At 72.0% G+C, this 7,707-nt stretch carries 7 protein-coding genes and 1 pseudogene; all 8 read left to right on the top strand.

Translation table 11 applies throughout. The features are described 5' to 3' along the window. Nucleotides 1–94: 94 nt before the first annotated feature. Nucleotides 95–346, top strand: a pseudogene (locus AB0D04_RS41750) (adenylate cyclase); the annotation flags it as partial. Then, complete coding sequence (locus AB0D04_RS41745; protein WP_362712642.1) at nucleotides 330–1,235, top strand: amino acid ABC transporter permease; 906 nt, start codon at nucleotides 330–332, stop codon at nucleotides 1,233–1,235. The pseudogene AB0D04_RS41750 and the gene AB0D04_RS41745, both read left to right, overlap by 17 nt. Beyond that, nucleotides 1,232–2,011, top strand: coding sequence for an amino acid ABC transporter ATP-binding protein (locus tag AB0D04_RS41740; RefSeq protein ID WP_362712641.1), 780 nt, complete (start codon nucleotides 1,232–1,234; stop codon nucleotides 2,009–2,011). Before AB0D04_RS41745 ends, AB0D04_RS41740 begins: the two co-directional genes overlap by 4 nt. A gap of 53 nt (nucleotides 2,012–2,064) precedes the next feature. After that, on the top strand, nucleotides 2,065–3,045 hold the full coding sequence (locus AB0D04_RS41735) for an ABC transporter substrate-binding protein (RefSeq protein ID WP_362712640.1): 981 nt from the start codon (nucleotides 2,065–2,067) through the stop codon (nucleotides 3,043–3,045). 23 nt (nucleotides 3,046–3,068) lie between these two features. Continuing rightward, the gene (locus AB0D04_RS41730) at nucleotides 3,069–4,124 is read left to right on the top strand and encodes an LLM class flavin-dependent oxidoreductase (RefSeq protein WP_362712639.1); all 1,056 of its coding nucleotides are present in this window, start codon (nucleotides 3,069–3,071) and stop codon (nucleotides 4,122–4,124) included. Continuing rightward, entirely contained in the window at nucleotides 4,121–5,458 is a 1,338-nt protein-coding gene (locus AB0D04_RS41725; protein ID WP_362712638.1) for an NtaA/DmoA family FMN-dependent monooxygenase, read from the top strand. Before AB0D04_RS41730 ends, AB0D04_RS41725 begins: the two co-directional genes overlap by 4 nt. Then, the gene (locus AB0D04_RS41720) at nucleotides 5,455–6,279 is read left to right on the top strand and encodes a DUF1684 domain-containing protein (RefSeq protein ID WP_362712637.1); all 825 of its coding nucleotides are present in this window, start codon (nucleotides 5,455–5,457) and stop codon (nucleotides 6,277–6,279) included. Before AB0D04_RS41725 ends, AB0D04_RS41720 begins: the two co-directional genes overlap by 4 nt. Nucleotides 6,280–6,669: 390 nt before the next feature. Beyond that, nucleotides 6,670–7,578 carry a S1 family peptidase gene (locus AB0D04_RS41715; protein ID WP_362712636.1) on the top strand — a complete coding sequence of 303 codons (909 nt, stop codon included), beginning with the start codon at nucleotides 6,670–6,672 and terminating at the stop codon, nucleotides 7,576–7,578. Nucleotides 7,579–7,707 lie beyond the last annotated feature (129 nt).

Raw genomic sequence — 7,707 nt, 5'->3', positions numbered from 1 at the left:
GGTGCATTTCGCGCCAGTTGTGGTGGGGCCACCGGATTCCGGTCTGGTACGGGCCGAACGACGAGGTCGTCGTGGTCGGGCCCGACGACAAGGCGGGCTGCTGGCCGTGGACGCCGCCGACGCCCGGATCCTGGACCGCTCCGGCATCCCCCACCCCCGCCGTTTCGCCCTCGGCCCGCACACCGACGCCCGCGCCGGCGGCGCCTTCGCCCGCCCCCGTACCAACGCACCCGCCTTTCGGCAGAACGACGCCACCGCACGCGCCCTGCTCACCTTCCTCCGGGACCACGCCACCCCGCCGGCCCCCGCCCGCACCCCCAAGGAATCCCGTGTCGCTGACCACTGACCCACCCGTCGAAAGAACAGGCGCCGGCAACGCGGCGGCCGATCCACCGAAGACGGACGACCCGGCGGCCCTCAAGGTCGTCCCCGTACGCCACCCCTGGCGCTGGGCCGCGATTGCCGTCACCGCCGTCCTGCTCGCCCAGTTCGTCCACGGCCTGGTCACCAACCCGGCCTGGGAATGGGACGTCTTCGCCCAGTTCTTCACCGCCCAGACGGTCCTGAAAGCGGTCTGGACCACCCTCCAGCTCACCCTCTACGGCACCGCCCTCGGCTTCGCCCTCGGCATCGTGCTGGCCTTCATGCGGCTGTCCGCCAGCCCCTTCCTGCGCTGGGTCGCCTTCGGCTACATCTGGGCCTTCCGCTCCATCCCCCTCATCGTCCAGCTGCTGTTCTGGTTCAACCTCGCCTACCTCTACAAGCGCCTGGACTTCGGCATCCCCTTCGGCCCCGGCTTCTTCCACTTCGACACCATGGGGCTGGTCGGCGCCATGGGCGCGGCGGTCCTCGGCCTCGCCCTCCACCAGGCCGCCTACGCCGCCGAGATCGTGCGCGGCGGAGTGCTCGCCGTGGACGCCGGACAACTGGAGGCCGCCGCCGCCCTCGGCATCCCCCGGCTGCGGCAACTGCGCCGCATCGTCCTCCCGCAGGCCGCGCGCTCGATCCTGCCCAACGCCACCAACGAGGTCATCTCCCTCTTCAAGGGCACCTCCATCGTCTCCGTCATGGCGATCGGCGAGCTCTTCTACCAGGTCCAGGTCATCTACGGGCGGAACGGCAGGGTCGTGCCCCTGCTGATGGTCGCCACCGCCTGGTACATCCTCCTGACCACCGTGCTCTCCGTCCTCCAGCACTACGTCGAACGCCACTTCGCCAAGGGAGCCACCCGATGAGCACGACAACAGCGACGCGCGCGATGGTCGAGGTCCGCTCCGTCCACAAGAGCTTCGGCCCGCTCGAGGTCCTCAAGGGCGTGGACCTCCAGGTCCGTACCGGCGAGGTCACCGTCGTCCTCGGCCCGTCCGGCTCCGGCAAGTCGACCCTGCTGCGCACCATCAACCACCTGGAGAAGGTCGACAGCGGCACGGTCAGCGTGGACGGCGCGCTGGTCGGCTACCGCCGCTCCGGCGCCCGGCTCTACGAGCTGCGCGAACGCGAGATCCTCAAGCAGCGCACCCACATCGGCTTCGTCTTCCAGAACTTCCACCTCTTCCCGCATCTGACCGTCCTGGAGAACATCACCGAGGCCCCCGTCTCCGCGCTCGGCCGCCCGAAGAAGGACGCGGTGGCCACCGCCGAGAAGCTGCTGGCACGGGTCGGACTCGCCGACAAGGCGCACGCCTACCCCCGCCGGCTCTCCGGCGGCCAGCAGCAGCGCGTCGCCATCGCCCGCGCGCTCGCCCTGGAACCCAAGCTGCTGCTCTTCGACGAGCCGACCTCGGCCCTCGACCCGGAGCTGGTCGGCGAAGTCCTCGACGTCATCAAGGACCTGGCCCACCAGGGCACCACCATGATCGTCGTCACCCATGAGATCGGCTTCGCCCGCGAGGTCGCCGACACCGTCGTCTTCATGGACGACGGCCGGATCGTCGAACAGGGCCCGCCCGGCCAGGTGCTCGACACCCCGCGCCACGAGCGCACCAAGTCCTTTCTTTCCAAGGTCCTTTGACCCACGTTCCCGCCCAAGGTCCGTTGCGCGACCCGGCTATGAGGAGACCCACGTTGAACCGCCGCCGCACCCTGTCCGCCGCCCTCGCGCTCACCGCCGCCTCCGCCCTGCTCACCGCCTGCGGCGGCGGTGGCGGCGATGCGGCGGGTGAGAGCGTCGCCGCCCCGGGAGGCAAGGGGCCGAAGATCAATATCGGCCCCGACCAGCACCGTATCCACGGGGTGAAGGACCCGAAGGCCGCCGCCCTGGTGCCCGCACGGGTACGGAAGACCGGCGAGCTGCGCCTCGGTGTCGGCGCCGGCAGCAGCCCGCCGCTGAGCTTCTACGCCACCGACGACAAGACCCTCATCGGCGTCGAGGAAGACCTCGCCACCCTCGTCGCCGACACCCTCGGCCTCAAGCCGCACTTCGACCCGCTGTCCTGGGAGAACCTCTTCGTCGGCCTGGACAGCGGCAAGCTCGACGCCGTCTTCGCCAATGTCACCGTCACCGAGGAGCGCAAGGACAAGTACGACTTCGCCACCTACCGGCTCGACCAGCTGGCGATGGAGGCCAAGAAGGGCAGCGGCTGGAAGGTCCGCGGCGCCAAGGACGTCGCCGGCAGAACCATCGCGGTCGGCACCGGCACCAACCAGGAGAAGATCCTGGTCGGCTGGAGCAAGGAGAACGAGAAGGCCGGCCGCAAACCGGTCGACATCAAGTACTACCAGAAGAACTCCGACACCTACCTCGCCCTCCAGTCGGGCCGTATCGACGGCTACTTCGGCCCCAACCCGTCCGCCGCCTACCACGTGAACACCGCGGGCCAGACCGAGATCGTGGGGACCTTCTCCGGCGGCGGCAGCAGCGTCCTGGGCAAGATCGCCGCCACCACGAAGAAGGACAGCGGGCTGGTCAAGGCCTATGCCGCCGCACTCCGGACGCTCATCGACAACGGCCGCTACGGCAAGGTGCTCGCGCGCTGGGGGCTGACCGAAGAGGCCCTGAAGACCTCGCAGATCAATCCGCCCGGCCTGCCCAGGACGGCGAACTGACCCCGCGCCAGAAAGGCCCCCTCATGTCCCTCCCCCCAACCCCCCTCCACCTGGCCGTCGCCCTCGACGCCCCGGCCCCGCACCACCCCTCCTACGACGCCGCGCACCACGTCGCCCTCGCCCGCCTCGCCGAACGCGGCACCCTCGACTTCCTCACCCTCGGCGACACCTTCGCCGGACCCGGCCCCGATGCGCTCGCCGTACTGGCCAGGGTCGCGCCCGCGACCGAACGCATCGGCCTGGTCCCGACCGTCACCACCACGCACACCGAGCCGTTCCATGTCTCCACCGCCGTGGCCACCCTCGACTGGGTCAGCCGCGGCCGGGCGGGCTGGACCGTCGAGGTCTCCACCACCGAGGCCGAGGCGGCCCTGACCGGCCGCCGCCCCGCCGCGCCGTCCGCCGACGTCTGGCGCGAGGCCGGCGAGGTCGCCGATGTCGTCGCCCGGCTGTGGGACAGCTGGGAGGACGACGCCGAGATCCGCGACCGGGCGACCGGCCGCTTCATCGACCGCGACAAGCTCCACCACGTCGACTTCACCGGCACCTCGTTCACCGTCCGCGGCCCCTCCATCGTCCCCCGGCCGCCCCAGGGACGCGCCGTCACGGTGGTCGACGCGACCGGCACGGACAGCGGGGCGGAGGGGGCCGACGGGGCGGACGAGGCCGTACGGGAGGTGGCCGCGGCACACGCCGACGTCGCCCTCGTACGGGCCGCCGACCCCGGCACCGCCGCCGCGGCCCGCGCCGCACTGCACGAAAGGGCCCGCGCACACGGCCGCGACCCCGGCCGGCTGATCGTGCTCGCCTCCCTGCCGGTCGAACTGGACTCCTCCGCCGACGCCGCCGGCCTCGCCGACCTCATCGGCGACTGGCACGCCGAAGGGGCCGCCGACGGCTTCCATCTGCGCCCCGCCGACCCCGCCCGCGACCTCGCCCGGCTCGTCGACGGCACCGTCCCGCTACTCCGCGACCGCGGCCTGCTGCGCCACACCTACACCGGCACCACACTGCGCGACCACCTCGGCCTGCCGCGCCCCGCCAGCCGTTACGCCCTTGCCCGAGAGGCCTCCCGATGAGCCCGACCCCTGGTGAACCGCACCGCAAACAGATCCACCTGGCCGCCCACTTCCCCGGCGTCAACAACACCACCGTCTGGGCCCATGACAGGTCCGAGAGCCAAATAGCCTTCTCCTCCTTCGCCCACCTCGCCCGGACCGCCGAGCGCGGCCTGTTCGACTTCTTCTTCCTCGCCGAAGGACTGCGGCTGCGCGAGCACAAGGGCCGCATCCACGACCTCGATGTGGTCGGCCGGCCCGAGTCGATCACCGTCCTCAACGCGCTGGCGGCGGTCACCGACCACCTGGGCCTGGCCGCCACCGTCAACGCCACCTTCAACGAGCCCTACGAACTCGCCCGCCGGTTCGCCTCCCTCGACCACCTCAGCGGCGGCCGGGCCGCCTGGAACGTCGTCACCACCTCCGACGCGTTCACCGGCGAGAACTTCCGCCGCGGCGGCTACCTCGACCGCGCCGACCGCTACACGCGCGCCGCCGAATTCCTCTCCCTGGCAAGGGAGTTGTGGGATACCGGGCCGGATGCCGGGCGGCCACGGCCGGTCGACCACCACGGTCCGCACTTCACCGTCCGCGGCGCATTCCCCGTCCCGCGCAGCCCCCAGGGCCACCCCGTCGTCATCCAGGCCGGCGACTCGCCCGAGGGCCGGGAGTTCGCCGCCTCCGCCGCCGACGTGATCTTCACCCGGCACAGCGGCCTGGAGGCGGGCCGCGCCTTCTACGCCGACGTCAAGGGCCGGCTCGCCGCACACGGCCGCCGGCCCGACGACCTCAAGATCATGCCCGGTGTCACCTTCGTCCTCGGCGACACCGCGGCCGAGGCCCAGGAACACGCCGCCGAGATCCGCCGGCAGCAGGTCTCCCCGCAGAACGCCCTCCTCGCCCTGGAACAGATCTGGGGCATCGACCTGTCCTCGTACGACCCCGACGGCCCGCTGCCCGACATCGACCCGGATCCCCACAGCGAACTGGCACAGGGCCGGGTCAAGATCGCCGACCCCAAGGCGATCGCCGACAAATGGCGGGCACTGTCGCGCGCAAAGGGCCTGTCCCTCCGCGAAACCGTCATCGAGACCACCGGACGGCAGTCGTTCATCGGGACGCCGGAGGCCGTCGCCGCGGAAATGGACACCTTCGTCCGGACCGACGCCGCCGACGGATTCATCCTCGTACCGCATCTGACACCCGGCGGGCTCGACCCGTTCGTCGACCGTGTCGTACCGCTCCTCCAGGAACGCGGGGTCTTCCGCACGGAATACCAGGGCCACACCCTCCGTTCCCACCTGGGGCTGCCGGAACCGGCACGCCGCCCGCTCGGGGAGGACGGACGGCCATGAGCACGCACCACCACACACTCCAGGAGTGGCAGGACTGGCGGGAAAGGCGCCTCGCGGCCGTCTCCGCCCCGTACGGCCCGCTCGCCCTGACCGGCACCCACTGGCTCGCCGACCACCCGGACGGCCGGATCGACGGACTGCCGGGCACCTGGACCGCGGACGGCGACGCGGTCGTGCTGCGCGCCGAGGACGCCGACCGGCTCACCGTCGACGGCAGCCCCGCGACCGGCGATCCCCCACTGCCTGGACGGCGTGGGCGGTGCCCCCATCGCCTCGGCCCGGACTCCGCCCCGGATACCACCCGCGTCGCACAGGGCGAACGGCATCTGCTGGTGCTGCACCGCGACGGCCTGTGGGCGATACGCGACTTCGACCCCGGCTCCGCCAACCGCCGCGACTTCGCCGGCATCGCCGTCCACGACCACGACGAGCGCTGGATACGGCCCGGCCTGTTCCGCCCGTACGGCGAGCGGCGCGGCGTCCAGGTCCCCCACGCCGACGGCGCCCGGCGCGCCCTCGGCCTGGCCGGGGAACTGGCCTTCACCCTGGACGGCGACGAGCACACCCTCCAGGTGGCGGTCGAGGGCGACGGCTCCCTGTGGGCGGTGCTCGCCGACGCCACCAGCGGCACGGACAGCTACCGCTTCCGGTTCCTGCGCCCGCCCGCGCCCGCAGCGGACGGCACCGTCACCGTCGACCTCAACCGCACCCAGCTGCCGCCCTGCGCATTCGCCGACCACTTCCTGTGCCCCTTCCCACCGCCGGGCAACACCCTCCCCTTCGCGCTGCGGGCCGGCGAACGGAACCGCCGCACGCGCTGACCCGTCCCATCGCCGACCGAGGGGGTCACCCGCCGCCCCGACAGCCCCAACCGGGCTGCCGGGGCGGCGTATTGCGCACACCGAGCCGACGGACCACCTCGTCGTACGTCGTCCGGCACCCGTCGTCCGGCACCCGTCATCGGACACCGGTCATCGGACACCGGCCGTCCGGCACTGGCCGTCCGGCACCGGCCGTCCGACATCTTGCCGAGAACCTCTTGCGCTACCGGGCCGGTGCGCCGGACACTCCGTCCAGCGCTTGTCAGGGGCACGCTGAACGGTCACTGACGCCAACGTGGTGACATCAACGTGCGGATTTCCGCGTGCCCTTCGGCTGCGCCTCACCTGGCCGCCCACCGGCGGCCCATTCATCCCCCTCGGAGGAATTACGTGAGGAACGAGCGCACCATCCCCCGCAGCGGCGTAGCGAGACGCACCCGGCTGATCGCCGTGGCCTCCGGACTGGTGGCCGTCGGCGCCATCGCCGTACCGACCGCCAACGCCCAGAACCCCACCCCCACAAGGACGTTCAGCGCCTCCCAGCTCTCCGCCGCCGACCACGCCGTACGCGCCGCGGACGTAGCGGGCACCGCCTGGTCCGTCGACCAGAGGACCCACACCCTCGTCGTCACCGCCGACCGCACCGTCTCCCGGGCCGAGATCGCCCGGATCGGACGGGCCGCGGGCAGCAACGCGGGCGCACTGCGCATCGAGCGCATCTCCGGCACCCTGCGCAAGCTGATCTCCGGTGGCGACGCCATCTACGCACCCAGCTGGCGCTGCTCGCTCGGCTTCAACGTCCGCAGCGGCAGCACGTATTACTTCCTGACGGCCGGCCACTGCACCGAGGGCAAACCGCCCTGGTACACCAACTCCTCACACACCACCAGCATCGGACCGACCACCGGCACCAGCTTCCCCGGCAACGACTACGGCATCGTGAAGTACACCAACACCTCCCTGGCACACGCCGGCACCGTCGGCAGCCAGGACATCACCAGCGCCGGCACCCCGACCGTGGGCCAGTCGGTCACCCGCCGCGGCTCCACGACCGGCACCCACAGCGGCAAGGTCACCGGCCTGAACGCCACCGTCAACTACGGCGGCGGCGACATCGTCTCCGGCCTCATCAAGACCACCGTCTGCGCCGAGCCCGGCGACAGCGGCGGCCCCCTCTATTCCGGCACCAAGGCCCTGGGCCTCACCTCCGGCGGCAGCGGCGACTGCACCTCCGGCGGTACGACGTTCTTCCAGCCCGTGACGGAGGCGCTCAGCGCGTACGGCGTGAGCGTGTACTGACCGGCGGCAGGCCATCGGCCGGCCGGTGACCGGCCGCCCGGCCATGGACCGGGCATGGACCGGCCGAGGTGTGACGAGGACCCGCCAAGGTCCTCGTCAGGGCCCCTGTCCGCCGGCGGACAGGGGCCC

The sequence above is a fragment of the Streptomyces sp. NPDC048483 genome (assembly GCF_040651455.1).
Classification (GTDB): domain Bacteria; phylum Actinomycetota; class Actinomycetes; order Streptomycetales; family Streptomycetaceae; genus Streptomyces.
Note: the sequence above shows the minus strand (reverse complement) of the source record. Positions and strands in the feature narration are given on the sequence as shown.

Bases quoted from the DNA above. Each gene is read 5' to 3' on its own strand.
- AB0D04_RS41720 (WP_362712637.1), top strand. From the start codon at position 5,455: ATGAGCACGCACCACCACACACTCCAGGAGTGGCAGGACTGGCGGGAA.
- AB0D04_RS41725 (WP_362712638.1), top strand. From the start codon at position 4,121: ATGAGCCCGACCCCTGGTGAACCGCACCGCAAACAGATCCACCTGGCC.
- AB0D04_RS41730 (WP_362712639.1), top strand. From the start codon at position 3,069: ATGTCCCTCCCCCCAACCCCCCTCCACCTGGCCGTCGCCCTCGACGCC.
- AB0D04_RS41740 (WP_362712641.1), top strand. From the start codon at position 1,232: ATGAGCACGACAACAGCGACGCGCGCGATGGTCGAGGTCCGCTCCGTC.